Genomic DNA, 26000 nt, shown 5'->3' on the forward strand with positions numbered 1-26000 from the left:
GCCCACCGCCAGGAGGGCGAGCACAATGCGTGCCAGCAGCCTCATTCCTGGGAACTTCAACGTGAAACCCTCTCTCACCGAACGTGTTCACGACAGATGTGAACGCGGTGAGGATACCGTCACGGTCGCCCGAACCGCATCAGCAGTTCGGACAACCGACCAAAAGGAGGCGCGGCTCAGTACTGCCCGTAGAGTCCGGACAGTCCCATCAGCGCGAGATCGACGAATTTCGGGATCAGGTTGACCAGGACCATGATTCCTAAACTGTTCACTATCAATGCCTTTCGCATTACGAACACATGGACGTTTGTCCAGCATGCGCACTCTGTCGCTTCCGGGGACCCGGTCGTTACGCTTGGCAAGTATGAGGCTCGAAGAGGTCGCCGTCGACTTGTACGGATCAGACCCTGGTGAGTTCATCGCCGCCAGGGCGGCACGCGTCGCCGAGGCCAAGGATGCGGGCGATAAGGAGCTCGCGACCGCCGTCGGCAAACTACGTAAGCCGACGGTGGTCGCCTGGACGGTGAACCTGCTGGCCCGTGCCGCACCCGATGATGTCGATGCGCTGCTGCGCCTGGGGACCGCGCTGCGTACGGCGCAACGCGAATTGTCCGGCGATCAGTTGCGCACACTGACCACGCAGCGGCAGCAAGTGGTCAATGCCCTTGCCAAGCGAGCGGGCGCACTGGCCGCAGATCGCGGGCATCCGGTCACCGAGGGGGTGCTGCGTGAAGTGGGACAGACGCTTACGGCGGCGCTGGCCGATGACGCGGTCGCCGAGCAGGTGCGCAGTGGCACGCTGGCGACGGCGGCGAGTTATGCGGGTTTCGGGCCGGGCGGTGCCGCACTCACCTCCGTAAGCGGAACGGGCGCAAAGAAATCCGCCGAACCCCTCGCAGCGGACAATGCGGGACAGGAACTCGATGAGGCACTCGAAGCCCTCGAATCTGCGTGTGCTGCAAGGGATTCGGCACAGGAAGAAGTCGAAGAGACGACAAAACGATTGGCCGAGTGCGAGTCCCGCATCGCGGCATTGCGCGAAGAGCTCGCGCACGCCGAACAGCAGAAGCAATTCGCCCGCACCGCCGATCGCGGTGCGCAGGACCGACAACGCGCGGCCCAGAAACAACTCGATCGGGCGGAGCGCTGGGTGGAAAAGGCCCGCGAACGCGTCGACTGAACGTCAGCCGCGCAATGCGCCAGGGAAGAGGTACTCGTCCGGGGGCATTGTGGTGCGGTTCAGCCAGGCGTCGAAGAAGCCGGTCAGATCGGCCGGGGATTTCGACTGCATGAAGGTACGAAACTCCGGCATCGAAGCATTGCCGTAAGCGTGGGCGGCGTTGAATTCCCGGACGGCCGTGAAGAATACGTCGTCGCCGAGTTGTTTGCGCAGGGCGTGCAGGAACAGCGGGCCGCGATAGTAGACGGAGGTGAATTCATTTCCGACGCCCGGATTTTCCAGCGGGATATCCCAGAATTTCGGCTCGGATCGGTTCTTCCGAATGGTCTCGCGGTAGGTCGCGTCGACATCCTTTCCCTCCATCCGCTCCGGCCACAGGTAATCGGCGGTATAGCTGGCGAAGCATTCGTTCAGGCATACATCGGACCATTGCCGCACCGACACCGAATCACCCCACCATTGGTGCGCGATTTCGTGCACCGCGGTCGGCAGGTCGGTCCACGGTGCGTAGATCGGACGGGTCTGGGTCTCCAGCGAGAATTCCAGATCCGCGTCGACGTAGATGCCACCCGCGGTATCGAACGGATAGGGACCGTATAGCGCCTCTTCGAAGTCGATGATTTCGGGCAGGCGCTGCTCGGTTTCCCTATTGCGCTCCGCGTTCTCCGCGAAGGCGCTGATCAGCGGGGTTCCGTTGGCGCGGCGCTGTTCGAGGTAGCTGTAGTGATCGATCGCGACCGTGGTCAGGTAGCCGAGCACCGGTTGATGCGATTCCCAGGTGACGTTGCGCTGCGCACCGACGACCGCGTTCTCGGTCCGCACACCGTTGGAAACCACCTCCCATTCCGCGGGAACCGACGCGTGCAGGGTGAAGGTGGCCTTGTCCAACGGGGTGTCGTTGAGCGGATACCAGGTGGTGGCCGAATGCGGTTCGCCCGCGACGAAGGCGCCGCCGCTGGGCGCGTAGGTCCAGCCCTCGCCTTCGGTGTTCCTGGCTTGCCCGGCGTAGTCGACGGTCACCGTGAAGGGCAGGCCGGGCAACAGCGGCAGCAATGGGGTCACCGTCAGTTCGTGTTCGCCGTTGCGGTCGAAGGCGGCGGGCAGGTTGTTCACCGAGACCATGCGCACGTCCGGGCCGTTGAAGTCCAGATTGAACATCCGCAGGGGCTGGGTGGCGGTGGCGTCGATCGTGGTCGTGCCGGTGAGCTGATGGCTCGGCGGGTCGTAGCCGATGGTGACCTCGTAGTGGCCGACGTCGTAGCCGCCATTGCCGTCCAGCGGGTAGTACGGATCGTCCAGCCCCGGCGCGCCGACGAACGGATCGGCGTTCGCCGGAACCGGGGCGGCGACCAGTGCGCCGACCAAGGCCGCACACAACCAGCCGGACCACCTCATACGACCACCACCCCTTTCATGGCCCACCTGACCTCGGTGGATGGTAGTCGCTTCAGTCGGCGCTACCGCTGAGCGCCACCGACGCGCCGAGGCCGAAGATCATCGCACCGCCCGCACCGCCGACCGCCTCCAGTCGTTGCGGCGAGCGCGCGAACCAGGTGCGTGCCGATGCGGCGAGCAGGCCCCAAGCGCTATCGGAGATCAATGCGATCGCCAGGAAGATGGAGCCGAGGATCAGGAATTGCAACTGCAGCGAACCCGCCGACGGTTCGGCGAAATGCGGCAGTACCGCCGAGAAGAAGACGATCGCCTTGGGATTGGTCAGCCCGACGAACACGCTCTGCCGAAAGACCTTGGCATCGGCGGGGTCGAGCTGCGCGTTCAGCGCCGCCCGCAACGCCTTGCGCTCGCGGATCGCCTGGATGCCGAGGTACATCAGATAGAGCGCACCGGCGAACTTGACCACGGTGAGCGCGAGCGCCGAGGCCGCGAGCAGAGTGCCGAGGCCCACCGAGACCAGCAGCAGCGCGATGAAAACGCCCGCGGAATGACCGAATACCGAGACCAGGGCGGCGCGGCGGCCGAGCGCGAGGGCCCGGCCAATGGTGAAGAGCACACCCGGCCCGGGGATGACGATGATGACAATCGATGCGGCGATGAAAGCCAGCAGGTTGGACGCCGGAACCATTTACCGAGTCTATTCGGCGGCGCAAGCGAATTCGGCTGATCAGGAGCCCAGGTCACCGGGCAGCTGGTGCGGGTCGAGCAGCAACCGTTTGGCAGAGGTGCGCCGCACCTTGTCGGCGAGTTCCAGATTGTCGGTGAGCAATCGCCATTCGACCTCGCTGATGGCCGCCCGCGCCCGATCGATGACGGTGTCGTCGCGAGTGCCCCAGGCGATCGGCATGGCGCTGACCGACTGCCAGCGCTCGCCGACCTGACGCGGCGCCCGATCGGTGCGCACCGCGACCGACGGCACCCGCTCACCCGCCCGCTTCTCGTGCCCCGGCAGATCCCGGACCTTCCTGATCACCAAGGCATAGCGCGGGTCGTGGGTCTCCGGTTTCGAGACATCGACCAGTGCGAGCAGCACCACCCCGCCCGGATGCGTCTCGGAGACGACCGCAGGGACCAGTTCACCGTCGGCATAGAGCTTGTCGATGCTGGAGCGGTGCGGTGTCCAGAACGCCACCCACAGCGCGACGACCGCGCCGAGTGCGAATGCGATCGCCAGCAGATAGGCCCACGGATGGTTGAGCCAGATCAGATACGCGGTGCCGGTCGCGGCGATGACGGCGGCCGCGATCGCCATGACCCGCAGTCGACGTAGGTCGGCGAAGACTTCGTTGACCGCATGGGCGTGCTGCCGGTCCACCGCGAATTCGAAGCGTCGCACGTCTTATTCCTAGCATACGTATCGGAGGTAATTCCTCCGCTTATCCGATGGCCGGTCCCAGCAAGTCGTCGGCATCCGTAATGCGATACGCGTAACCCTGTTCGGCGAGGAAACGCTGCCGGTGCGCGGCATATTCGGCGTCCAGGGTGTCACGTGCGACGACCGAATAGAAGTGGGCTTGGCCACCATCGTGTTTCGGCCGCAACAGTCGACCGAGCCGTTGCGCTTCCTCCTGACGCGAACCGAATGTTCCCGAAACCTGCACCGCGACAGAGGCTTCAGGCAAATCGATGGAAAAGTTCGCGACCTTGCTCACCACAAGCACCGGAATCTCACCGCGCCGGAAGGCATCGAAAAGTTCTTCGCGCTCTTTGGTTTTCGTCGAACCTTGAATTACCGGCGCATTGAGATCCGCGCCGAGTTCGTCGAGTTGATCCAGATACGCGCCGATCACCAAGGTCTGCGCATCCTTGTGCTGAGCCAGAATCGATTCCACCACAGGGATTTTCGTGCGCGCGGTGGAACAGAGCTTGTAGCGCTCTTCGGGCTCGGCGGTTGCGTACGCCATCCGCTCGGCATCGGTGAGGGTGACCCGGACCTCGATGCAGTCGGCGGGGGCGATCCAGCCCTGCGCCTCGATGTCCTTCCACGGCGCGTCGTAGCGCTTGGGTCCGATCAGCGAGAACACATCACCCTCGCGGCCGTCCTCGCGGACCAGGGTCGCGGTCAGACCTAGCCTGCGCCGCGATTGCAGATCGGCGGTCATCCGGAAGACCGGCGCGGGCAGCAGGTGCACCTCGTCGTAGATGACCAGGCCCCAATCGCGGCTGTCGAAGAGTTCGAGGTGCTTGTATTCGCCCTTGGTGCGGCGGGTGATCACCTGATAGGTGGCGATAGTAACCGGACGGATTTCCTTGCGCTCGCCGGAGTATTCGCCGATTTCGTCCTCGGTCAACGAGGTCCGGGCAAGCAGCTCACGCCGCCACTGCCGTCCGGCCACCGTATTGGTGACCAGGATCAGCGTCGTGGCCTGCGCCTTGGCCATCGCGGCCGCGCCGACCATCGTCTTGCCCGCACCACACGGCAGCACCACGACACCCGAACCACCGGCCCAGAACGAATCGGCCGCCATCTCCTGGTAATCGCGCAGATGCCACTTCCCGCCGGTGTAATCCAGCTCGATCGGATGTGCCTCGCCGTCGACGTAGCCCGCCAGATCCTCAGCCGGCCAGCCGATCTTCAGCAGCATCTGCTTGATCCGGCCGCGCTCGGACGGATGCACGACCACGGTGTCCTCATCGACGCGGGCGCCGAGCATCGGGGCGATCTTCTTGTGCCGCAGCACTTCCTCGAGCACCGCGCGATCCAGACTGACCAGCGTCAACCCGTGCGCCGGATTCTTCACCAGCTGCAACCGGCCGTACCTGGCCATGGTGTCCACGATGTCGACCAGCAGCGGCTGCGGCACCGCATACCGCGAGTAGCTGACCAGGGCATCCACTACCTGCTCGGCATCATGACCCGCCGCCCGCGCATTCCACAGCGCCAGTGGCGTCACCCGGTAGGTGTGCACATGCTCCGGTGCCCGCTCCAATTCCGCGAACGGCGCGATGGCCTGCCGCGCCACCCCGGCCAACTCGTGGTCGACCTCCAAGAGCAGCGTCTTGTCACTCTGAACGATCAGCGGACCGTCGGTCACAGTCTCTCCTCGTATACGGCGCGTCCGGCGTTGTCGGATCGCTCGTGCGACTCCGGCCCATTCTCCCCGATGCCACCGACAACCCATCCGACGCGGCATCGATCCTGCCCCCGACGGGCGTAGCTTGCGTTGGCTTCGCACATAGAGCGTGCGAGCAGCCTGTTTTGTTCCGGGACGATGCACCGACCACCCATTCTCGTCCGGATACCGCGGGATCGAGACACGACTGGGCGATGACGTCACCCGGTCGGTCCAGCGGTATCCGACTGGACCGAGACATCGACAGGGAGTGCGGGTGAGGATCGGGGCCATGATCGAGACTGCTGCGTTATTCGGAGTGGCGGCGGCCGCGTTGGGGATGGTGCTCACACCGGGACCGAACATGATGTATCTGGTATCGCGCAGCGTTTCGCAGGGACGGCGGGCCGGATTGGTGTCGCTCGGGGGTGTGGCAGCCGGATTCGGGGTCTACTTGGCGGCGGCCACAGCGGGGATCACCGCAGTGTTCGCGGTCGTGCCCGGCCTGTATCTGGCGGTGAAGCTGGCGGGCGCGGGATACCTGTTGTGGCTGGCCTGGCAGGCAGTGCGGCCCGGGGGGACCTCGGTCTTCGCACCCGCCGAGTTGCCGCCGGATCCGACGCGGCGATTGTTCACCATGGGCTTGGTCACCAATCTGCTGAATCCGAAGATCGCGATTATGTACATGGCCTTGATCCCGCAATTCGTGACGCCCGAGCACGGTCGGGTGTGGTTGCAGAGTCTGTGCCTCGGGTCGGTGCAGATCGCGGTGGCATTGACGGTGAACGGGCTGATCGTGCTGGGTGCGGGCGGGATCGCCGCCTTTCTGACCGGTCGGCCGCTGTGGTTGCGGATCCAGCGCTATTTCATGGGCACGATGCTCGGCGGGATCGCGGTACTGGTCGCGACCGACCGCGCGCGGCCGATGCCTGCCTGAGCCCCGGTGCCGCTGGATATGTGATCGTGTGCGCATGGCGCATTTCGATTCCGCGGTGAACACCGCGCAGCACGTCGGGGAGCTGTTCGGCGTCTTCGCCTTCGCGACCTCGGGGGCGCTGCTCGCGGTGCGGCGCGGATTCGACGTATTCGGGATCGTGGTGCTGGCCTGCAGTACGGCGCTCGGTGGCGGTGTCATTCGGGATCTGGTGATCGGCCGGACACCACCCGCGTCGTTCGTCGATCTCAGTTACCTGTGGACCGCGCTGCTCGCGGCCGCGGTCATCTTCTTCTGGCATCCGTCGCCGCGCGTGACCGGCGGTCCGCTGGGGGTGGCCGATGCCTTCGGGCTGGGGCTGTTCTGTGTGACCGGCACGGTGATCGCCTACAACCACGGTCTCGGCGCGCCCTCGGCCACACTGCTCGGATTGGTCACCGCGATCGGCGGCGGAGTGATCCGCGATCTGCTCGGCGGACAGACGCCGAGTGTGCTGATACCCGAGCAGATCTATGCGGTACCAGCACTTTTCGGTGCCACCGCGACCGCGACACTACTGCATTTCAATGCCTACAACCCGATCACCGGCGCCTGCGCCGCGCTCGGCGCCATCGTATTTCGCCTGCTCGCGATGCGGTACGACTGGCACGCACCGCAGGCGCGGCGGCGTCCCCAGGACCGGGCCTAGCCCACTCGAACACCCGCGCGGAGTCGGCGCACGCCCTCGTCGAGGGTTTCGTCGCGTTTGCAGAATGTGAAGCGCACCAGGTGATTCCACGCCTCGACGTGGTCGGCGAAGGCGATGAGCGGCACGGCCGCGACACCCAGCCGAGCCGGTAGTTCCCGGCAGAAGGCCAAGCCGTCGGTTGCCCCCATCGGCGTGATATCCGCGCAGATGAAATAGCCGCCCGCGCTCTCCTTCACCCCGAAGCCGGTGTCCTTCAGCGCGGCGGCGAGCCGGAGTCGCTTGTCCGACAGCGTGTCTCGCAGTGCGGCGACCCAGTCGAGTTCATTGTTCAGCGCGTGCGCGACGGCCGGTTGGAACGGCCCACCCGCCACGAAGGTCAGGAACTGTTTGGCCGCGAGCACACCGTCGATGAGTTCGGCCGGACCGAGCGCCCAGCCGGTCTTCCAACCGGTGACGCTGAAAGTCTTTGCCGCGCTGGACACTACGACGGTGCGCTCGGCCATACCGGGCAGGGTGGCGAGGCTGATGTGCTCGTTGCCGTCGTAGACGAGGTGTTCGTAGACCTCGTCGGTGAGCACCAATAGGTCGTGCTCGCAGGCGATTTCGGCGATCGCGGTCAAATCGGCGCGGTCGAGCACGGTGCCGGTCGGGTTGTGTGGTGAATTGACGATCAGCATCCTGGTCGCGGGCGTGATGGCGGCGCGCAGGCTGTCCAGGTCGAGCACGAAGCGGTCACCGTCGGCGACGAGATGGGCCGTGCGCCGCCGCGCTCCGGCCAGCGCGACCGCGGCCGCATAGGAGTCGTAGTAGGGCTCGATCAGCACGACCTCTCGGCCGGGCTCCACCAGGCCGAGCACGGCGGCACTGATCGCCTCCGTCGCACCGACGGTGACCAGGACCTGCGTGTCCGGGTCGTACTGGGTGCCGTAGCGGCGGGCCCGGTCGGCGGCGATGGCGCGCCGCAGGATCGGCATACCGCGGCCGGGCGGGTACTGGTTCAGCCCGTCGGCGATGGCCTGACGCGCGACCTCGAGCATGCCCGCGGGTCCGTCGGTATCCGGAAAGCCCTGACCCAGGTTGATCGCCTCGTGCCGGACGGCTAATTCGGTCATCTCCGCGAAGATCGTGGAGGCGAAGGGGCGCAGGCGGGCGACGGTCGCGGGTTGCGAGGACATATCCGGAGAGTAGCCCAGCGATCGCCATTGTTGCCAATAGATAGCGAAAGGCTATATTTCACTTTTGGATTGTCCTCTCTACCTGCATGGTTGTGCGGTGTCCCAACGGCGTCTAGCCTCACCGTGTTCTACCTCACAAACCGCCGACCTGCGGCGGTAGCTCGAAAGGGGCGCTTATGGCCTCGTATCTGGACCTGGTACTTCAGCCGGCCGCGTCGGAGGTCGCCGGAACGGTACTGGGTTTCCTGCGAAATGTCGCACACGACCTGATCGCCGGCTTCGGCTCGTCCACCGGCGATTGGTTCAACGGCTCGTCGACCGGCAGTAGCGGCGCCGGATCGTCGACCGGGGACTGGTTCCTGGGCTCGTCCACGCCGTAATCCGATGGCGGTGTCAGGCCTGGCGATGAGGGCCCGGCCTGGCACCGTCTCACCCCAGACGGACGTGGGACAGTTTCTCCGGATTCGCGAGATCGTAAGTACCCCAGACCAATCCATCGCGAACCGCGAATCCGATCACCCGGGGCGGGCCGTCGAGCCGCCCGTAACCCGGGCCGACCCGATACACGACCAAACCTAATTGACCGTTGACCGTGGCGAATTCGAATTCCAGTGTCGGCTCCGCGGAGCCGTCCATGCCGTACTTGCGCATCAGCCCGAGGAGGAAACGGGCGACCTTGTCCGCACCGGCGATGACATTGATCGCGGTGGACGTGGTGCCGTTCGCATCGCCGATTATTACCGAATCCGGGTGCAGCGCAGCGGTTATCGCGGCGATATCACCGGCGGACAGCGCGGCGACGAAATTGCGCACCGCGGTCGCGTGCTCGACATCCGGGACGGGCGGCGGGGCCTGTGCGACGGATTTCCTGGCCCGCACGGCCAGCTGGCGCGCCGCCTCCACCGAAATGCCCAGAATTTCGGCGATCTCGTCGAACGGCACCGAAAGCCCGTCGTGCAGAACGAATGCCACGCGCTGCGGTGGCGTCAGACTCTCCAGCACCACCAATGCGGCCAGGCTGCATTCCTGTTTGCGGACCACCGCCTCCAGCGGATCCGGCATGGTCGATGGGTTGGTACCGGTGACGACCGGCTCCGGAAGCCACTGCCCGACATAGGTTTCCCGGCGCACCGCGGCACTGCGCAGGCGATCCAGGCAGATTCGGCTGACCACGGTGGTCAGCCACCCTCGCAGATCCTCGATCTCGGATTGATGCGTACCGGCCAGCCGTAGCCAACTCTCCTGCACCGCGTCCTCGGCGTCGCCCGCACTGCCCGTCAGCCGGTAGGCGACCGAGAGCAGATGCGCCCGATGCGATTCGAACAAGTCGGCGAGAAGAGCGGCAACCATCGGGCTGATTCTACGTTCCGCGCTGATCGGCCCGACGAGCCGGTCATGACACCATGATCGTATGGAGGATCATCCGCTATCCGACACAACCATCTGGTTGTCGCGGCCGACCGAGGCCGATATCGACGATATCGTCGCATGCTGCCAGGAGCCCAGCATCGCCGAGTGGGTGACGATTCCGGTCCCGTATCACCGGAAGAATGCCGAATCCTTCCTCGACGATATGGTCGCGCCCGGCTGGGCCACCCGCAGTCCGATCTGGGCGCTGCGGACGCGGGCCGACGGTCCGGTGGTCGGCATGATCGATCTCAACGCGCGCGACGAATCGGCATCGGAAATCGGCTTCTGGCTGGTCTCCGCGGAACGCGGACGGGGGCTGATGTCGCGTGCGGTCGCCCTGGTGTGCGAATTCGGTTTCCAGCCGACCGGATTGGGGCTGAGCCGGATCAACTGGCGCGCCTTCGTCGGCAATCACGCCTCGGCCGCGGTGGTCCGCCGCAATGGTTTTCACTACGAGGGCATGGCGCGACTCGGCAGTACGCAGCGCGGCAGCCGCCGAGACACCTGGCTGGGCGGACGGCTGGCGACGGACCCGCCCGGCCCGGTCTCGGATTGGCCGCCCGGGATATTTGGCATCGCGTAGCGATTCGATGAGGGGTGGTGGTCGGGCGGCGGGTGGCCGGAACCGCCGACCGGTGCCGCGCAACAGTCGTATATTGCCCATATGGCGGTCGATGCCCGATTCGAGTGGATCGCCGAAACCATGCACCTGCGGCCCGACGACCGGATCCTGGAAATCGGTCCCGGCTCCAGCGACTCGATCGCGTACCTGGCCGCACGGCTGGACGGCGGTCGGATCGTCGGCGTGGACCGTTCGCCGACGGCCATCGCCCGCGCGACGAAACGCCATGCCGCACTGATCAAATGCGGCAAGGTCCACCTGTTGCACGCCGGACTGGAACAGCTCGACCGAGCCCGGGTACTCGCCGAAATCGGACCGGCCCGCGGCTTCGACAAGGTTGTCGCCGTCAACGTGAATCTGTTCTGGACCAAGCGGCCCACCGCCGAACTCGCGCTGATCCGGCAGGTCCTCACACCCGGCGGCACGCTGTATCTGTTCTACGGATACGGACAACCGGACGGACCCCGCGGCACCGGTCCGAAACCTGCACCCGGACATCTCATCGATTATCTGGCCATCGCGGGCTTCGATGGCGCCACCGTCTGCTCCGGCGACATCCTCGGCGTCGTCGCGAAACCGCGGCGAAATCCGTAGCCGCGCCCCGGCTTTCACCGGGGCGACAGGCTCCGAATCAGTGATCGCGGCGCTGCTGCACCGCGTCGGCGAGACGATCGAGCTGGGCGGCAGTGGTCTCCCAATCGATGCAGGCATCGGTGATGGACTGCCCGTAGGTCAGCGCGTCGGCGTGCCCGAGGGCCAGATCCTGGCGGCCCGCGACGAGGAAGCTCTCGAGCATCACACCGACCACCCCCGGCTCACCCGCGGCCAACCGGCCCGCGATATCGGTGACCACATCGACCTGCTTGTTGTGATTCTTATTGCTGTTGCCGTGGCTGGCGTCCACCACGATCCGCTCCGGTAGCGATGCCTTCTCCAACCGGATGCAGGCCTCGCGGACCGAGGCGGCGTCGTAGTTCGGGCCGGTGCTGCCGCCGCGCAGGATCACATGGCAGTCCGGATTGCCGGTGGTGCGGATCAGCGCCGAGCGGCCGTCCAAGTCGGTGCCTGGGAAAACGTGGCTGGCCGCGGCGGCCCGTACACCGTCGACGGCCACCTGCACATCGCCGTCGGTGCCGTTCTTGATGCCGACCGGCATGGACAGTGCGCTGCTGAGCTGGCGGTGCACCTGGCTGGCCGCGGTGCGCGCGCCGATGGCGCCGTAGGAGACCAGGTCCGCGATGTACTGCGGGGTGATCGGGTCGAGGAATTCACAGGCCACCGGCAGACCGAGGGCGGTGATATCGACCAGCAGCTTGCGGCCGATGCCCAGTCCGGTGTTCACGTCGAAGGAGCCGTCCAGGTGCGGATCGTTGATCAGCCCCTTCCACCCCAGGGTGGTGCGCGGCTTCTCGAAGTACACCCGCATCACGACGTGTAGCCGATCGTCGAGTTCGGCCGCCTTGGCGGCCAGGCGGCGGGCGTAGTCCAGCGCCGCGGCCGGATCGTGGACCGAACACGGTCCGACGATCACCATCAGGCGATCGTCGGTACCGTTCAGCACATCGACGGTGGCTTTGCGACCGGCACGGACCACGTCGGCGAGCGCATCGGTGATTCGGTGCACCTGGCGCACCTCTGCCGGTGAGCGCAAGGGGCTCACGCTCAGGGTGCGTTGGTCGTCCAAACCGAACAGCATCGCGGAGCGATTCGATGAGGGGTGGTGGTCGGGCGACAGGTGGGCATGCCGCGCGTCGACGTCGGCTGCGGTAGTCATCGTTTGTGGGTTCCTTTACTTCAAGGCCGACCCACGGACGTGAAACCCGTCGAGCCGGTCCATCATCCGGCTCGGGGTGGAAACGAGGTCAGCGCAAATGGTTGCCGCAGACCGACCCACCCAGGGCCGACTTGCTAAACCAGAAATAGACGCGCTGCACGACGGTGACTGTACCAGGGACTATCCCGAGGTAACCGCACGGCCAACTTTCGTGCCGAAGCTCACCCCAGTTGACCGGGGACGTATCCACCGGCCGGGGTGCGGACGATCACATTCATCCGGTTCCATGCGTTGATCGTCGCGATGGCCGCGATGAGCGCCGCGGTCTGATCGTCGTCGTAGTGCTTGCGCACCTGCTCCCAGGTCTCGTCGCTGACGCCGCGGCCGTCACCGATGCGGGTGGCCTCTTCGGTGAGGGCGAGGGCGGCGCGCTCGGCCTCGGTGAAGACGGTGGCCTCGTGCCAGGCGGCGACCAGGTTGATTCGCACGGCGGTCTCGCCCGCGTGCGCGGCGTCTTTGGTGTGCATATCGACGCACATGCCGCAGCCGTTGATCTGGCTGGCCCGGATCTTGACCAGCTCGTAGGTCGCGGCGGGCAGAGAGGACCCGTCGACGACCTTGCCCGCGGTGATGAGCCGCTTGACGTAGCTACCGGCGACGGGGTTGGCGTAGAGGTTGAAGCGCTGTTCCATGATCTGTGCCTTCCATTCGGTTGGGTTCACAGAGAGGACGACGCGGCCCAGCCCAGTGTGACATCGACGGATGTGACCTGGATCACGAGCCGTGCATCGCCGTTGTGGGCCGGATCAGTACCGGCTCGCAGTGATTTCGTTCATCGCGCCGAAAGCGAACGGCACGCTTCCTGAGTTGTCCTGCGCCGCAGGGAATTCGGCTACTTGCCGAATGTGTAGGTGACGCCGGTCAGCTTCTCCGACAGCTCCCACAGGCCGCGCGCGACCTGCTCGTCCTTGGACGCCGCGGTGGAACCGGACAGCCCGGGATAGCCGCGCATGCCGCCCCATCCGTCCGGACCATAGAACGCGCCCGGCTCGACCTGCTCGGTCGCCGCGTAGATCTCCGGCAGCGCGCCCATTTCGGCGCTCTGCGCCAGCAGCCGGTTGCCCAGCGCCATGACCTTGTCCTGGATGGATTCGGTATGCGACTGCAATTCCGTTGCGGCATAACCGGGATGGGCGGCCACCGAAATCTTCGACGAACCCGCCGCGGTCAGCCTGCGCTGCAACTCGTAGGCGAACATCAGATTGGCCAACTTCGCCTGGCCGTAAGCGGACCAGCGCTGGTACTTGCGGCGCTCCCAGTTCAGGTCGTCCAGATCGATCTTGCCAGCCCGGTGCGCACCGCTGGAGACCGTGACCACCCGGTCCGAGATCTTTTCCAGCAGTAGCCCGGTCAGCGCGAAGTGACCGAGATGGTTTGTGCCGATCTGCATTTCGAAGCCGTCGGCGGTCCGCCGCTGCGGCACCGCCATCACACCCGCGTTATTGATCAGTACGTCGGCCCGGTCCACCGCATCGGCGAACGCACGCACCGAGGCCAGATCCGCGAGATCGAGTTCGCGCACCTCGGCCCGCGCACCGAGCTCACCGGCCACTTTCTCGCCCTTGGCCAGATTCCGACAGGCCAGGACCACCTGCGCACCCGCCCCGGCCAGCGCACGCACCGTCGCCGCCCCCAGCCCGCTGTTCGCGCCGGTGACGATGATCGTGCGGCCACTCTGATCGGGAATGTTCGAGGTATCCCAATGGCTCATGACCGGAAGTCTAGTGTGCGCGGCGACCGTTCTCAGGCAATGCGCACAGGTCACGCCTGGGCCAGGATCTCCTCGTCGGTCATCGCCACCACCTCCAGGTACAACTTGGCGATGGCGTCCAGGCGATCGGGCGTCCCACGACCGGTCTCCCGTTCGACCAGCCGCTCGCCCAACCCGGCCACCGTCCGGCCGACGAGCAGATCGGCGACCAGCGCGTGGTCGACCTCCAGCCATTCGCGGATCCTGGCGACGGCCGTGGTGGCCAGCACCGAGTCACCACCCGCGCCGAAGAAATCGTCGTGCACGCCGATGCGCTCGGTACCGAGCACTTCGGCGACGATCGTGGCCAGTGCCGCCTCCAGCGGCGTGCGCGGACGCGCGTCCACCGATTCGGACGCGCCGGGGTCCAGCAGGGCCACCACCGCGCGACGATCCAGCTTGCCGTTATCGGTCAACGGCATCTGCTCGAAGATCTCGATGCGAGTGGGAATCATGTAGCTGGGCAGAAGATCTCGCACCGCGGCGACAATCTTCTCGGCGGAGCCGACCTCGCCCGAAACCGCAGCGACCAGCTTCGGCGCGCCGGTGCCGACCACGGCGGCCACCGCGTGCCGCACCCCCGGCGCGGTACGCAGACCGCTCTCCACCTCGCCCAATTCCACCCGGTAACCGCGGATCTGGACCTGATGGTCGGCGCGACCGAGGAATTCGATGGTGCCGTCGGGCCAGTAGCGCGCCATATCACCGGTGCGGTACCAGCGGAGATCGTCGTGGACGACGAACCGTTCCGCGGTGCGCTCCGGATCATTGCGATAGCCAGCCGCGACATTCGCACCGCCGACCCAGAATTCACCTGGCACCCAGTCCGGGCAGTCGCGACCCGCCGAATTCACCACGCGGCAGCGCACATTGCGCAGTGGCACGCCGAACGGGACGGTGGCCCAGTGCTCGGGCGGGTCGGCGACCTCGCAAATGGTGTTGTGGATGGAGGTTTCGGTGGCGCCGCCCAACCCGGAGAACCGGCATCCTGGCACCTGCCCGGCCAGCCGCCGCGCCAGATCCGCACCGACCCAGTCACCGCCGAGAGTGACCGCGCGCAGCGAATCACCGAGGTGGTCACCGCCGATCTCCAGGATCATGTCGAGCATGCTCGGCACACAGTTGAGGATCGAAACCCGGTGGTGGGTCAGTAGTTCCACCCAGCTTGTCGCCTCCTCGCGCTGCGCGGCCGACAGCGCCACCACCGAGCCACCGACGGCGAACATACCGAACATGTCGTAGACGGAGGCGTCGAATTCCAGCGCGGACAGTCCGAGCACCCGGTCGGCCGGGCCGACCTCGAACCACTCGTTGACCGCGTCGATGGTGTTCATCGCACCGCGGTGTGGCACGTCGACGCCCTTCGGCACACCGGTGGAGCCGGAGGTGAACAGCACATAGGCGATCGACTCCGGATCCGCAATCACCGGCTCGGCCAATGGATTCGGATGGGTACGCGCCGCCGAAAGCGGCAGACAGGTGATATCCGGGCGACCCATATCGGCGCCGTCGACGGTGAGCGCGGCGACCACGTCACCGGTGCGCAGGATCTCCGCGCGGCGCCCGACCGGCTGATCGAAACCAATGGGCACATAGGCCGCACCCGCCGCGAGCACACCGAGTACGGCGAGGATCTGATCCGGTCCCTTCGGCAGCTGCACCGCCACGGTTGCACCGGGCCGCACCCCGATTTCGCGCAGCGCGGCCGCCACCGAAAGCGCTTGTGCGGCAAGCTCGGCATAGCTCCAGCCGCCATCCACGCCGTCGCGGCGCCAAAGCACCGCCGGTGCGTCCGGCGTGGTGCGGGCATTGTCGAAGAAACCCTGGTGCAGTGCCCGTCCGGAGACCGGACCGTCGGTCGCGTTCACCGCGGCGCGCACGGCGGCCTGGGCGACCGGTAGGTGCACCGCGGCCTCCGCGATCCAGCCCGCCTCGCCCGCGCCCAGCCTGCCGATGGCCTCGGTGTAGCTGGTGAACATGGCGTCGATCATGCCCGCGGGGAACGCCGATTCGCGCACGTCCCAGTTGAGCAGCAGCCCGCCGCGCACCTCGGTGACCTGCGCGTCCAGCAGCACCTGCGGGCCCTGCGAGATGATCCAGACCGGCTCGCCGAAGGTCTCGGTGACCGCGGTGGTGAACAGCTCGCCCAGGTTGAGCGCGCTGGTGTAGACGATCGGCGCGAGCACCGGCTCGCCGCGGTGCCTGCCGAGATCGCGCAGTACCTCCAGCCCGGAATACGCGGTGTGCGAGCCGCTTTCGTGCATCGCACGCTGCAGCGCTTTCGCCCGCTCGGTGACCGTCACGTTCTCGGTGACGTCCACCTCCAACATGATCGAGGAGGTGAAATCGCCGATCACCCGGTCGATATCCGGATGCACCGGCTCCCGATGGAACAGCGGCACATTCAGCAGGAAGCGGCTCTGCGCCGACCAGCCGCCGATGGTTTCGGCGAATACCGCGGCCAACGCCATTGCCGGTGTGATGCCGCGGGCGTGCGCGGCGGCGAGCAGCCGCTCCTTGGCTTCCGGCTCCAACCAGTGGTTGTACCGGACGGTCCGATGCGGTTCGGCGCGCTCGCTGACCGGAATGGTCGGCAGCTCCGGTGCGCCGGGCAGCTCCGGAAGCCGATCGCGCCACCATTGCTTATCGCGTTCCCTGGCAACGGCATCCACTGTGCGCTCGGTGCGGTAGCGGCGATAGCTGTAGCCCTGTGGAGGCACCGTGCCGCCGTGATAGAGCTCGGCGAGGTCGGCGACCAGCACGCGGTAGCTCATCGCGTCACCCGCGATCATGTCGACATCGAGATGCAGCCGGGTGCAGCCGTCGGCGAGCAGGCTCAGCGTCACATCGAGCACCTGGCCCTCCTCGATGGCCAGCCGCTGATGAGTCTTGCTGTCGCGCAACCGCTCCAGCTCGGCCTCGGCCGCCGCAGGAGCGTGCGCGCGCAGATCGACGACCGAGAACACCGGCCGGCCCGGGTCGAGAATGGTCTGCTGCGTGCCGTCGGGAAGGAACCTGGTGCGCAGCATCGGATGCACGGCAACGAGATCCGTCACCGCCCACGCCAATCGTTCGGGATCGACCTCGGCACCGTCGAATTCGACATACAGGTGCGCGGCGACACCGCCGAGATCCTGTTCCTCCGAGCGACCGATCCAGTAAGCGTGCTGCATCGACCCCAACGGGAACGGCGCGAATTCGTCCCCGGGATCAAGGTTTTCGACCGGTTCGACCTCCGGAACCGCCGCGACGGATTCGTCGACGCCGAGCAACCGCGCCCACTCCGCGACCGACGGCGCCGCAGCCAATTGCGCGAAGTTGATCTCCAGCCCGCGCTTGCGCCAGCCGCCCGCCAACTTCATGGTGCGAATGGAGTCCAGTCCGAGCTGGATCAGATCATCGCCGTCTGCGATCGTCTCGACCGGTACGTCGAGCTGCTTCGCAATGGCCGCGCGGATTTCCTCCCGGCCGATCGTCGTCCCCGCCCCGTCCCCCGGTCGCTGTGCTGGCTCCATCTGGCGCTGTCACTCCTTGGTCGCCGCCGCATCCGGCGGATCGAGACTGCTCGGCGGTAGCCTATCGCATTGAGATAGGGTTGCCTAACCTATGTTATGAGACCCTAATCATGCAGCAGATCTTCCAGTGAGGCAGACCGTGACTTCGACATCCACCTCGCCCACCCATCGCGACGGCTACGTCCCCTTCCCCACCCCCGATGCCGCGACCTACCGCGCGGCCGGTTACTGGACCGGCCGCCCACTCGGCGACCTGCTGCGTGCGACCGCGACCCAGCACCCGCATCGCACCGCACTTCTCGACGCCGACAGCGCGCGCACCTACGCGTGGGTGGATGCCGAGGCAGACCGAATGGCGCACGGTTTACTCGCATTCGGCATCGCGCCGGGCGATCGGGTGCTCGTGCAACTGCCGAATGTGCCGGAGTTCCTGACGGTCCTGTTCGGATTGCTGCGCGCCGGAATCATTCCGGTGCTGACCCTACCCGCACATCGCCGCGCCGAAATCGAGCATCTGGCCGGACTTTCCGAAGCGGTCGCGTACATCGTGGTCGACCGGCTCGGCGACTTCGACTACCGCGAACTGGCCGAAACCGTCCGCTCGGCCGTACCGACCCTGCGTCACGTTCTCGTGCTCGGCGATCCGGGAACCTTCACCGATCTGAATTCGATTCCCCGCGACGGCGGTTCACTTCCCGGCATCGATCCGAGCGATATCGCGCTGATGCTGGTCTCGGGCGGTACCACCGGCCTGCCGAAGCTCATCGCGCGCACCCACGACGACTACGTCTACAACGCGACCGCGAGCGCCGAGGTCTGCGGACTGACCGAGGACGACATCTACCTCGCGACACTGCCCGCCGCACACAACTTCCCACTCGCCTGCCCTGGCATCATCGGCACCGTATCGGTCGGCGCGGCCGTCACCTTCATCACCGATCCGAGCCCGGAGAGCGCCTTCGCCGCCATCGAACGCCATCGCGTCACCGTCACCGCGGTCGTGCCGCCACTGGCCCAACTCTGGTGTGCGGCAACCGAATGGGAGGACGCCGATCTCGGCTCGTTGCGCCTGCTCCAAGTCGGCGGCGCGCGACTGGCCGAGGTGAATGCCCGCGAGGTCGCACCCGCACTGGGCGTGCAACTGCAACAGGTCTTCGGTATGGCCGAGGGCCTGCTCAACTGCACCCGCCTCGACGACCCCGCCGATATCGTCTGCACCACCCAGGGCCGTCCGCTCTCGCCCGCCGACGAGGTACGGGTCGTGGATGCCGACGGCAACGATGTCGCCCCCGGCGAAGAAGGTGAACTACTCACCAAGGGCCCCTATACAATCCGCGGCTACTACCGCGCCCCCGAACACAATGCCCGCGCCTTCACCCCCGACGGCTACTACCGCTCCGGCGATCTCGTGCGCCGACTGCCGAGCGGACATCTGATCGTCTCCGGCCGCATCAAGGACGTCATCAATCGGGGTGGCGAGAACATCTCCTGCGACGAACTCGAGGAACATCTGCTCGCCCACCCATCCGTCCGGCATGCCGCCGCCGTCGGCCTCCCCGATGCGGCGCTGGGCGAAAAGGTCTGTGCCGTTCTGGTTGTCGACGGTGAAATGCCGACCCTAGCCCAGCTCAAGTCCTTTCTCACCGAACGCGGTCTGGCGACCTACAAACTGCCGGACCTGCTCCGCCAGGCCGACGAACTGCCCGTCACCGCCGTCGGCAAGATCGATAAGAAGGCCCTGCGCGCCGACCACAGCTGACCGGAACGATCGGGGGTGGCGCGAGTCCGATCTCGCCACCCCCGATCCGAACCCCGGATAACCGGGTGCCCCAGCAGATGATTCGGAACGCGGGCCGACCTTGATGGGTATGAATTTTGCTAGGCCTTGACTACATAGGGCGCGACACTGCCCAGTTTTTCGCAAGTCTCCTCGAATTCCCGCTCCGGCCGCGACTGCCCGACAATGCCCGCGCCCGCCCGCAGCCACGCGCCTTCGGTGGTCTGGTAGACCGCACGCAGCACCAGCGTCGCCTCCATCGCACCGCTCGGCGAAATCGTCACCACGGCACCGGAGTACAGACCGCGCGGCGCTCCGTCGAGACGGAAGACCGAGTCGACGCCCTCCCGCTTCGGGATACCGGACGCTGTGACCGACGGGAACAGCACCTCCAGCGCATCCCAGCTGGAACGGTCCGCAGCGAGCCGCCCGCGCACCGTGGAGGCCAGATGCTGCACGCTGCCACGTTCTCGAACCGCCATGAAATCGGACACCGCGGGCGTGCCGGGATCGGCCACCTCGGTGATCTCCGCAAAGGATGTCTGCACCGAAATCGCGTGCTCCAGGATCTCTTTGGGATCGGTGATCAAATCGGCGCGAGCCGCCGAATCGATGGCTTCGCCGAGCCCGAAGGCGCGCGTCCCGGCGAGCGGCTCGGTGGTGACCACCCGATCCTCGTCGACGGAGGCGACCAACTCAGGACTGAATCCGGCCGCCTCGAGTCCACCGAGGCGAAGCAGGAACGACCGCGCCGGAGTGTTGTTGGCCCGGCCGAGCCGATAAGTGGCGGGGACATCCACCGCGAACGGCAGATCGACCTTCCTGGACAGAATGACCTTCTGATAGCGACCGGAACGGATTTCCGTGACCGCCTCGGCGACTCGATCGCGATATCCGGTCGGATCGAGACGCACATCGACCGGATGCGCCTGCGGCAGTTCGGTCTCCTGCGAGGCGGCGATGAGATCGTGAATGTCATTGGCCTCGGCCGGTGTCGCGCCGGAAATCCGGACGCCGAACTCGCCGACCCGCACCTCGATGCGCGGAATCATCAGATGGGCCAGTGCGGTTCGCGGATCCAGATGCCGCGTCGCATCCAATGCCCATGCGCAGAACTCGAATCCGATCCAGCCGTAGGCCCGACGCCCACCGAGCGGCAGCATGGCGAGCGCGTTGTCGATGACCCGCGCCGGGCTGCCCTCCCAGGCACTTGTGGTGTCGCGCCCGTCCCAGGACACACGCAATTCGTTCGCGTCGAGTTCGACGCCGCCGAGCGGATCGGCCGCGAATACCCATTCGCCGGGCCGTTCGTACATCACGTACTCGCCGAAGCGCTCGGCCGCAGCCAGCCGGGACATCGCTGCCGCCGGATCGGTCACATACTCAATGCGCAAGCGCTCCGTGGTCGACAACGATCCTCCAAGGTTATGCTGACCTAACTTAGAAAAGTAAGGTTAGCATTACCTGTCTAGATCGGTAGTGTGCTGCAGACCACAGCGAACGGCTACTCCGCAGGCACCGCGAGCGCCGACCGCTCGACGCTCAACAGACTCTCCATGCTGTGCTCCGCGTGGTACGCGGCCCCGCCGCCGCGCACTCCGAACAACCGCTTGCTGTAGACCAGCCAGACCACCGCGGCGATATTGATCAACAGCGCGCCGATGCGCAGCACGGTGATCTTCTCGGTCAACTCGTAGATCTCCAAGGGCAAGAAGATGCTGGTCGCGACCACCGCGAAGTACTCACCCCAACGCTTCACCAACCACAGCCCCACCGCCTCGATCGCCTGCAGCGTCGCATAGGCGAGGATGCCGATGGCCACCCACAGCAGGGTCGTATTCGACAGCGAGAACGCGTCATCGATCAGATGCACGATCTTGGATCGGTCGATATCCCAGCCGATCTGATCGGCCAGCGGCCGCAGCAGCGGCAGTTCCTCGTCGAAGGCTGCCCGCATATCCTCGCGCGAGGACCGGAATTTGAAGACGGCGAGCGCGGCGACCACCAAGAGCAAGCCGCGCACCAACCGCTCGATCGCCAACGCCCGCATCAGCCAGCGGTCGCGCAGCAGTCGCCCACGCGGCACCTCCGGAGCATGGTCGGCGGGTCCGGAGCTCACCGGTTCGCCGGGTACGAACGTGCCGCAGCGCAGACACCGCCACGCGACTCCGGCCACCGTCTGAACATGCAGCCGCTCCGCCAGATCCTGCTCGTCCGGCGCATAGGTGTAGTGGCCGTGCCAGCCGCACGCGCGTAACGCCCAATCCATGCGCGCAGCCTAGTTCGCCATCGCGATCGGCCGCGATCGCAAACGCCGTGTCGATATCCGAAGCCGAACTCGCCCGCCGGAGTTCCTGCGCGGAATCCACTGGCGGGCTTCAATAGGAGTCATGATCGATCACCGCGGGGATTCACCCGCTCCAGCTCGAGCGGCAGCCCCCGATTCGGTGGTGGCACTGATCGATGCGAGCTCCGGCGTGGAACGCGAACTCGTCGGTGCCTGGCTGGCCGACGGCGGACTGAAGCACGAACTCGGTGTCGACGCACCGATCACCCAGTTGGATCTGGATGCGGATGCGATCGGCGATCGACTGGTCGGACGGCGCGACGATCCGCTGGTGGTGCCGATCCGGGTGCTGTGGCTCCCGCCCGAGCGCGACGGGGTCCGCCGCATCACCTTCGCCGACCTGGCCCTGCTGACGAATCCGCGCAAGCCGAACCGACTCGCGCAACGCCGGTTGGTCGGCAAATCACCGGACCGCCACGTGGTGCTCACCGGACAGCCCGCTCTGCTCAGCGAATTGCGCGCCAATAATCCGGAGGCCGCGGCGCTGCTAACGAAGGGCTCCGCCGAGCCGTTCGCGCGCGCCATCGTGCGCGCCGCGGTGGTCGCCCTGGAACGTGCCGAACGATCCGTCATCGGTGACCGGTACAAGGTGCCGCGGCTGGTGGCCGAGGAGATCCTCGACTCCCCTGACTTCCTGCGCAGGCTCGAACTCATCGCCGATCAGCTCGGTACGAGTCCGCACGAGGTGTACCGGCGGGCCGAGAAGGCGCTCAACGAACTCGTCGCCGCCCAGAGCAGGCTGGTCTCGGACCTGTTCACTCAGGCAATGCGCCCGATCCACGCCTCGACCTGGAAGGTCGACTCCGACGACTCCGGCCTGGACGGGCTGCGCGCGTTGAACCGCAACCATCCGCTGGTCTTCCTGCCCTCGCACCGGTCCTATGTCGATGCGTTCGTACTCGGTGATGTGCTGGCCCGCAATGACTTTCCACCGAATCATGTGATCGGCGGCGCGAATCTGAGCTTCTGGCCGATGGGTCCGATCGCCCGGCGCACCGGCACGGTCTTCATCCGGCGCAGCTTCGGAGACGACGAGGTCTACAAGGCGGTTGTCGAGGAGTACTTCGCCTACCTGCTGGCCAAGCGATTCAATATGGAGTGGTACTTCGAGGGCGGCCGCACCCGCACCGGCAAGCTGCGCCCGCCGCGCTATGGACTGCTGAATTACCTTGCCTCCGCGGTCCGTTCGAATCGGATCGACGATGTGCTGCTCGTCCCGGTATCGATCACCTATGAGCGGCTGAACGAACTCGGCGCCATCGCCACCGAACAGGTGGGCGGGAAGAAGAAGCCGGAGGGCCTGGCCTGGATGGCGCGTTATATACGCAGCCAACAGCATTCGGCCGGACACGTCTACGTGCGATTCGGCGAACCGCTGTCGGCGCGCGATCGCCTTGCCGCATATGGGGATCCGCTCGTTCCGACGCCGACCATCATTCCGCTGCACCGCACCGAACCGGCGGGGACCGAGCCGAGCAATGTCATCGAGTCGGCGGAGGTCGCCGAACTGGAGCGAAAGGCCGTGCAGCGGTTGGCCTTCGAGGTCGCCGACGGTATCAACAGGGTCACCCCGATCACCGTCAACGCGCTGGTCACCCTGGCGCTGCTCGGTGTGCACGAGCGCGCGCTCACCCTCGGCGAGGTCCGTACCGTGCTGGCCCCGGTGCTGCGGTACATCGAGAAGCGCGAGCTGCCGCACGGCGAACTGGCGGCGCTGCGCGATGAGCAGAGTCTCGCGGTGGTGCTGGAGCAGCTGTCGCTGGCCAAGGTCGTGACGGTGTACCGCGGTGGGCTGGAACCGGTGTACTCGATCGAATCGGGTGCGCATCTGGAGGCCGCGTTCTATCGCAATAGCGCGGTGCACTGGTTCATCAACCGCGCCATTCTCGAATTGTCGATCCTGTCCGTCTTGGAGATGCAGGCGCCGGATCAGCTGCGGGCAGGCTGGGACGAGGCCTTCCGACTGCGCGATCTGCTGAAGTTCGAATTCTTCTTCCCGGAGCGGGCCGAGTTCTCGGCGCAGATGACCGCGGAAATGCTGCTGGTGGACCCGGATTGGCACCAGCACACCGCGGCGGACACCCTCGGCGAGGAAGTTCTGCACAAACTCACCGCATCCGGATTCATGATGGCGCACCGCGCTCTTCGCGCATTCACCGACGCGCAGCTCGTGGTGGCCGAACGGCTGGCGGCACACGACAGCGCCGAAGAGATCGATCGCAAGGAGTTCATCGACGAATGCGTCGCGGTCGGTAAGCAGATGCTGCTGCAGCAGCGACTGCACAGTCCGGAATCGGTCTCCACCGAATTGTTCTCCAGCGCACTCAAACTCGCGGACAACCACGGGTTGTTGACCCGCGTCAGTCATGACTCGGCCAAGCGCAGGGCCGAATTGGCCCGGCGTAGAAACGAATTCGCCGACCAGCTGCGCGTTATCGCGGCTCGGATCTCGCAGGCCGCCGCGCTGGATCCGTCCAATATCCCCGTACGGGGGGCCTGATGGTCGAACAGCGCCCCGCGGCCCCAACGGATCTCGCGGCGGCCATCGCCGCGATCCGGTCCGGGCCGCAGGGGCCGGAAGTCGCCGCGGTCTTCGACTTCGCCGCCGTTGTGGATGGTTTCGGGCCGCTGTCGCGGTGGACATTCCGGCGCGATAAGAGCCGAATTACCGCGGACACCCTGCTCGGCAGCATCCGCAACGGGCTCACCGACGGCGAATACAGCCGGTTCCTGCAGCGGGCCATGCGGGTACTCGCCGAGCAGCCCGAAGACGAGCTGGACGAGTTGGGCACACTGCTGTTCCGGAGAAAGATCTACGGGCACCTGTATCCCGAAGCGTGGCAGTTGATCCGGACGCACGAGGCCGCCGGTCACACCGTGGTGCTCGCGACCGCGCTGACCCGATTCCAGGTCGAACCCGCCGCGGCCGAACTCGGTATCGAACACGTCCTGTACACCCGGATGGCGACCACCGATGGCGTGCTCACCGGTTACGCCGACGGAAAAACCCTGTGGCGCAATGGCAAGGCCGATGCGGTTCGCGAGTTCGCCGCCGCGCATGGGCTGGATATCGGCCGCAGCTACGTCTACGCGGACAGCATCGCCGATCTGCCGCTGCTCTCGGTGGTCAGGCATCCGGTGGCGGTGAATCCCGAGCGAAAGCTCGGTGCCGCTGCCGCCGAACAGAATTGGCCGATACTGACGTTCCGTCCACGCCAACCACCCCGCCCGATCGACTATGTGCGCACTGTCGCCGGATTCGCCGGGCTACTGGCCGGAGCACTGCTCGGCGTGCTGAGCAAGTCCCACACGCGTCAGCGCAGGAAGATGGCCGATGCGCTGATGGCCTACGGAACCGGTGTCACGCTCGCCGCGACCGGTATCCGGCTGCGGGTCAGCGGTGCGGAAAACGCCCGCGCGCCGAGACCCGCCGTGTTCCTGTTCAACCATCAGAGCCAGTTCGACGTGATCATCGTGCCCAAAGTGCTCGAAGGCGGGGTCACCGGAATCGGCAAGAAGGAGCTGACGAAGAATCCGATCTTCGGTCCGCTGATGCGGTTCGTCGGGGTCACCTTCATCGATCGTGCCAACACCACGCAGGCCAAGGCGGCGCTGGCGCCGGTGGTGCATACGCTGCGCGGCGGGCTGTCGATCGCGGTCGCACCCGAAGGCACCCGGTCGTATACGCCGCGCATCGGCCCGTTCAAGAAGGGCGCTTTCCACATCGCGATCCAGGCCGGGGTGCCGGTGATCCCGGTGGTGATCCGCAATGCGGGTGAAATCAACTGGCGCAACTCGATGGTCGCGCGCAGGGGCACCATCGACGTGGCCATCCTCGACCCGATCGACGTCGGCAGCTGGGACACGAACGATATGGACGACAACGTCGAAGCCGTCCGTCAGCTGTACACCGATACCCTGCTGAACTGGCCGTCGCCGGACCGGTGATGCCGCCGGGACCTTCACACCGTGCATCTCGTACGCCGGAGCTCCCTTTACCGGATGCCCGGTCGGCGGACGGATACCCGGTCGGTGGACCGATGCCCGGTCGGACGGATACCCGGCTGGCGGTCGGATACCCGGTCGACGGACGGGATATCCAGTCGGCGGACGGATGCCCATTCGGCGCAACCGAACCTGCGCGGCGAGGTCGCGCGCGGCAGCTGCATTGCGCTCCGACATCACCCCGAACAATCTTGCGCAACGCGCTGCGCCCGGCCTGGTCGAAGGGCGTCGCCTCGCCGCACGCAAAAGCCACGG

General features: G+C 66.2%; 21 protein-coding genes. 9 read left to right on the forward strand and 12 right to left on the reverse strand.

From position 1 onward, the window contains the following. Window positions 1-364 precede the first annotated feature (364 nt). Window positions 365-1180, forward strand: coding sequence for a hypothetical protein (locus NP3_RS26995; protein WP_063044418.1), 816 nt, complete (start codon window positions 365-367; stop codon window positions 1178-1180). Between the two features lie 3 nt (window positions 1181-1183). On the opposite strand, the gene NP3_RS27000 is transcribed toward NP3_RS26995, so the two are convergent. Genes NP3_RS27000 through NP3_RS27015 form a run of 4 tightly spaced genes read right to left on the reverse strand, consistent with a single transcriptional unit; the run spans window position 1184 to window position 5670 of the window. Next, window positions 1184-2575 (reverse strand): M1 family metallopeptidase, encoded by a 1392-nt coding sequence (locus NP3_RS27000; protein WP_063044419.1) that lies wholly within the window; start codon window positions 2573-2575, stop codon window positions 1184-1186. Window positions 2576-2627: 52 nt separating this feature from the next. Next, on the reverse strand, window positions 2628-3263 hold the full coding sequence (locus NP3_RS27005; RefSeq protein ID WP_063044420.1) for a LysE family translocator: 636 nt from the start codon (window positions 3261-3263) through the stop codon (window positions 2628-2630). Between the two features lie 39 nt (window positions 3264-3302). Beyond that, the gene (locus NP3_RS27010) at window positions 3303-3971 is read right to left on the reverse strand and encodes a DUF3239 domain-containing protein (RefSeq protein ID WP_063044421.1); all 669 of its coding nucleotides are present in this window, start codon (window positions 3969-3971) and stop codon (window positions 3303-3305) included. Window positions 3972-4011: 40 nt separating this feature from the next. Then, complete coding sequence (locus NP3_RS27015) at window positions 4012-5670, reverse strand: DNA repair helicase XPB (RefSeq protein WP_063044422.1); 1659 nt, start codon at window positions 5668-5670, stop codon at window positions 4012-4014. A 310-nt stretch (window positions 5671-5980) separates the two neighbouring features. Here NP3_RS27015 and NP3_RS27020 point away from each other — a divergent pair, with 310 nt between their 5' ends. Together NP3_RS27020 and NP3_RS27025 are read left to right on the forward strand one after the other, a co-directional pair. Continuing rightward, window positions 5981-6625, forward strand: a complete 645-nt coding sequence (locus NP3_RS27020) for a LysE family translocator (RefSeq protein WP_063044423.1) — start codon at window positions 5981-5983, stop codon at window positions 6623-6625. A gap of 34 nt (window positions 6626-6659) precedes the next feature. Continuing rightward, window positions 6660-7310 (forward strand): trimeric intracellular cation channel family protein, encoded by a 651-nt coding sequence (locus NP3_RS27025; RefSeq protein WP_063044424.1) that lies wholly within the window; start codon window positions 6660-6662, stop codon window positions 7308-7310. Here the strand turns inward: NP3_RS27025 and NP3_RS27030 are convergent. Beyond that, on the reverse strand, window positions 7307-8485 hold the full coding sequence (locus tag NP3_RS27030; protein WP_063044425.1) for a pyridoxal phosphate-dependent aminotransferase: 1179 nt from the start codon (window positions 8483-8485) through the stop codon (window positions 7307-7309). The genes NP3_RS27025 and NP3_RS27030 overlap by 4 nt on opposite strands. Before the next feature lie 176 nt (window positions 8486-8661). Here NP3_RS27030 and NP3_RS27035 point away from each other — a divergent pair, with 176 nt between their 5' ends. After that, window positions 8662-8865, forward strand: coding sequence for a hypothetical protein (locus NP3_RS27035; RefSeq protein ID WP_063044426.1), 204 nt, complete (start codon window positions 8662-8664; stop codon window positions 8863-8865). 49 nt (window positions 8866-8914) lie between these two features. On the opposite strand, the gene NP3_RS27040 is transcribed toward NP3_RS27035, so the two are convergent. Further along, window positions 8915-9835: a sigma-70 family RNA polymerase sigma factor gene (locus NP3_RS27040; protein WP_063044427.1), complete on the reverse strand. Its 921-nt coding sequence runs from the start codon at window positions 9833-9835 to the stop codon at window positions 8915-8917. Between the two features lie 61 nt (window positions 9836-9896). Between NP3_RS27040 and NP3_RS27045 the strand changes: the two genes are divergently transcribed. Together NP3_RS27045 and NP3_RS27050 are read left to right on the forward strand one after the other, a co-directional pair. Then, on the forward strand, window positions 9897-10478 hold the full coding sequence (locus NP3_RS27045) for a GNAT family N-acetyltransferase (RefSeq protein ID WP_063044428.1): 582 nt from the start codon (window positions 9897-9899) through the stop codon (window positions 10476-10478). A gap of 81 nt (window positions 10479-10559) precedes the next feature. Continuing rightward, on the forward strand, window positions 10560-11111 hold the full coding sequence (locus NP3_RS27050; protein WP_063044429.1) for a class I SAM-dependent methyltransferase: 552 nt from the start codon (window positions 10560-10562) through the stop codon (window positions 11109-11111). 37 nt (window positions 11112-11148) lie between these two features. Here NP3_RS27050 and NP3_RS27055 read toward each other — a convergent pair whose 3' ends face one another. From NP3_RS27055 to NP3_RS27070, 4 genes are all read right to left on the reverse strand, one after another. Then, a complete protein-coding gene (locus tag NP3_RS27055; RefSeq protein ID WP_063044443.1) occupies window positions 11149-12213 on the reverse strand; it encodes a 3-deoxy-7-phosphoheptulonate synthase in 1065 nt (354 codons plus the stop codon). Window positions 12214-12512: 299 nt separating this feature from the next. Then, window positions 12513-12983, reverse strand: a complete 471-nt coding sequence (locus NP3_RS27060) for a carboxymuconolactone decarboxylase family protein (RefSeq protein ID WP_063044444.1) — start codon at window positions 12981-12983, stop codon at window positions 12513-12515. 200 nt (window positions 12984-13183) lie between these two features. Continuing rightward, a complete protein-coding gene (locus NP3_RS27065) occupies window positions 13184-14062 on the reverse strand; it encodes an oxidoreductase (protein ID WP_063044430.1) in 879 nt (292 codons plus the stop codon). Window positions 14063-14112: 50 nt separating this feature from the next. Beyond that, the gene (locus tag NP3_RS27070) at window positions 14113-17616 is read right to left on the reverse strand and encodes a non-ribosomal peptide synthetase (RefSeq protein WP_063044431.1); all 3504 of its coding nucleotides are present in this window, start codon (window positions 17614-17616) and stop codon (window positions 14113-14115) included. Window positions 17617-17755: 139 nt separating this feature from the next. On the opposite strand from NP3_RS27070, the gene NP3_RS27075 reads away from it, so the two are divergent. Continuing rightward, entirely contained in the window at window positions 17756-19375 is a 1620-nt protein-coding gene (locus NP3_RS27075) for a (2,3-dihydroxybenzoyl)adenylate synthase (protein WP_063044445.1), read from the forward strand. Between the two features lie 119 nt (window positions 19376-19494). Here the strand turns inward: NP3_RS27075 and nbtS are convergent, their stop codons facing one another. Together nbtS and NP3_RS27085 are read right to left on the reverse strand one after the other, a co-directional pair. Then, window positions 19495-20805 (reverse strand): nocobactin biosynthesis salicylate synthase NbtS, encoded by a 1311-nt coding sequence (gene nbtS, locus NP3_RS27080; RefSeq protein ID WP_063044432.1) that lies wholly within the window; start codon window positions 20803-20805, stop codon window positions 19495-19497. Between the two features lie 92 nt (window positions 20806-20897). After that, window positions 20898-21662, reverse strand: a complete 765-nt coding sequence (locus NP3_RS27085; RefSeq protein ID WP_063044433.1) for a DUF2127 domain-containing protein — start codon at window positions 21660-21662, stop codon at window positions 20898-20900. A 121-nt stretch (window positions 21663-21783) separates the two neighbouring features. Between NP3_RS27085 and NP3_RS27090 the strand changes: the two genes are divergently transcribed. After that, a complete protein-coding gene (locus tag NP3_RS27090) occupies window positions 21784-24240 on the forward strand; it encodes a glycerol-3-phosphate 1-O-acyltransferase (protein ID WP_063044434.1) in 2457 nt (818 codons plus the stop codon). Continuing rightward, entirely contained in the window at window positions 24240-25688 is a 1449-nt protein-coding gene (locus NP3_RS27095) for an HAD-IB family hydrolase (RefSeq protein ID WP_063044435.1), read from the forward strand. The genes NP3_RS27090 and NP3_RS27095 overlap by 1 nt, the downstream gene beginning before the upstream one ends. Window positions 25689-26000 lie beyond the last annotated feature (312 nt).

It is taken from the genome of Nocardia pseudovaccinii NBRC 100343 (genome assembly GCF_001613225.1).
GTDB classification, from domain to species: domain Bacteria; phylum Actinomycetota; class Actinomycetes; order Mycobacteriales; family Mycobacteriaceae; genus Nocardia; species Nocardia pseudovaccinii.